Consider the following 2,411-nt stretch of genomic DNA (forward strand, 5'->3'; position numbering starts at 1 on the left):
TGCACGCTTAAGACGACAGAGCCGTCATTATTGGTCACATCACCTGCGATGGTCAGGACGGTGGGGGTGTCACTTTGCTGGCCAAACGCGCGGAACTCAGACCCGGCGTCGATGGACAGATTCGTATCCAGTCTGTCCATCCCTTCCAGGTTCAGGGTCGTGTCGTTCAGCGTGACATGCTCCCAGTTGCGAAAGTTATCCGCTGTGTTGCGGATGGTCTGGCCATGCAAGGTCAGCCGGTCATTCGTGCCCGCTCCACCGTCCAGAATGTAGGACCCGTCATACTCGGTTGCGGCGGAAATCGTGACGGTATCGTTGCCCGCGCCAGCATAAATGTTACCGGTGAAGCTGCCGCCCGTCAGGTTCAGGATATTGTCACCGTCTCCGCCATAAATATCACCGGTGATGCTTCCGCTTGTCAGGTTCAGGATATCGTCACCTGCATCGAGAAGAATATCACCCTCGATGGTCCCTGCCGCATTGATAACCGCAGAGCCATCGTCGTCTTCTGACACGTCACCAGAAGATCTGGCAGTCTCAGTATGTATCGCAATACCAGAGTCCCCCGCCTTCACAGTGGCGGTGCTGGCGATGTCAATTGTCCCGCTGGCGCTGGAGATCGTGCGGATCGCGGCACCACTGCCAGCTCCGCCCGTCACAGTCCCGTCCACATCTACGTCAAAGCCGTTTGCACCCAACTGAACAAACTCATCGCTGTCGAGACTCAACCGCTCGAAATTCCCTGAAACACGAATCCCGTCTGAACCCTCTCCGGACGCCGTGACAACGGCATCCTCACCCAGCGTGACAAACGTCTTCGCTCTCGACTGCCCGTCCGGCTTCAGAAAGCGGACACGGACATTCGGCTCGACCTCGACGCTTTGGGTAGGGGCTTCTGATTCCGCCCAAATCCCGTGAGAATTTCTCCCAATCGTGGTGACCGTACCGCCCACCATCTCCACGACCACGTTGCCAGAACCACTGGTGTCCGCATAAATCCCATGGGATCCGCCGATCCTACCGGGGGCATTATACGTCACGATGGACCCCCCGGTCATTTCCACCCTCACCACTTTATCATTTTCCTCTTTGTCGATCCGCGCATAAAGCCCATGAGAATCCCAGCCTGTCGTCCTGATAGAGCCGTTGTTCATTTGCACCAATGCCGTACCTTTGCCGCCATTGGCTTGCGCATAAGCGCCGCGGGCTTCGTCACCGTTAATGTGGATCGTCCCGGCTTTCATGACAGCCGTCGCCGCCCCCTCGGAGTCATCATGAGTGCTGGTGGAGAACGCCTGAAGCCCGTGAGCTTGCCATCCATGGGTGGTGATTCTGCTGGCGTGGTGCGTTTCATCCATTTGCACAAACGCATCGCCAAATCTGCTGGTATGCGCACGAACCCCAACCGCCCTGGTACCGTTCGTTGTGATCCTCCCTCCGGTCATGAACGCTTCCGCATCGGCCTCACTATTATACAGGGCCGTATCGACGACACCCGCCGCAACCCCGTAAGCATCCCCCCCATCGATGTTGATTATTCCGCCCGCCATACTCGCGGTTGCCTTGCCACCCTCACCGCGGGTGACTGCACGCACGCCTGTACCAGCAGCAGTAATTATTGTTTGGTTTCTGTGCTCGGATTCGTCGATTATTCTAGCCACCACCGTGCCTGTATACGCTTGGCTATGGGCATAGGCCGCAACCGCTCCGGCCGGAGTGAGATGATTCTGCAGTTCACCTCTCTGCGTGACGATTTTGCTGTTGCCGCTCATTTCCGCTGTCACATTGCCAGCAACGCCGCCAGTGAACGCCGAAACCCCCTCAGAATTTCCATCGGCAACGGTAATGGTTCCTCCGGTCATTCTCGCTGTCGCCGTCTTATCGCTTGAGCCGTTTTCAATACGCGCAGCAATCCCGGCAGAACCGGCAACTCTTGCCATTATATTCCCACCATTCATTTGGGCGTCCACATTTCCAGCGCCTGAGGTCCTCGCCAAAACCCCGTGATTATGATACCTTTCATCGTCCGTGGCGAAGATGTTCCCACTGTCCATTTGCACAGAAACATCATGGTCACCCCCATAGTCCACAGTCACCCCAAAGCCGGCCACCGTGATTCTAGAATCGGGAATTGCAGGATCGCCAAGGGTCAGGGTGTGTGTATCTTCTTGCGGACCACCATCGTAACCACGACTTTTAAGGTCGCCCGTATAGGCGATGCCTTCAGCGTAGATGCCAGTGCCACATGAAACGACGCCGCTAGTCGAACCACCGCACGCATCGGCCTCCGGCGGGGCCACCTGGGCCGCCGCCTGGTCCACGCTGCCGGCAAACAGCGCCACAGCGGTGGTCACCACCGAAAGCCCCGGTGCAATGCTTGCTACCCGCCCCTTGAACTTGGTCAAACGGCC

1 pseudogene is annotated in these 2,411 nt (G+C 57.5%); it reads right to left on the reverse strand.

Annotated features, from left to right (window positions below):
• Positions 1-2,411: pseudogene (locus GTF44_RS21875) on the reverse strand (hypothetical protein); the annotation flags it as partial.

This window comes from Roseobacter sp. HKCCD6576-2 (assembly GCF_013179285.1).
In the GTDB taxonomy this organism is placed as follows: domain Bacteria; phylum Pseudomonadota; class Alphaproteobacteria; order Rhodobacterales; family Rhodobacteraceae; genus Rhodophyticola; species Rhodophyticola oceani.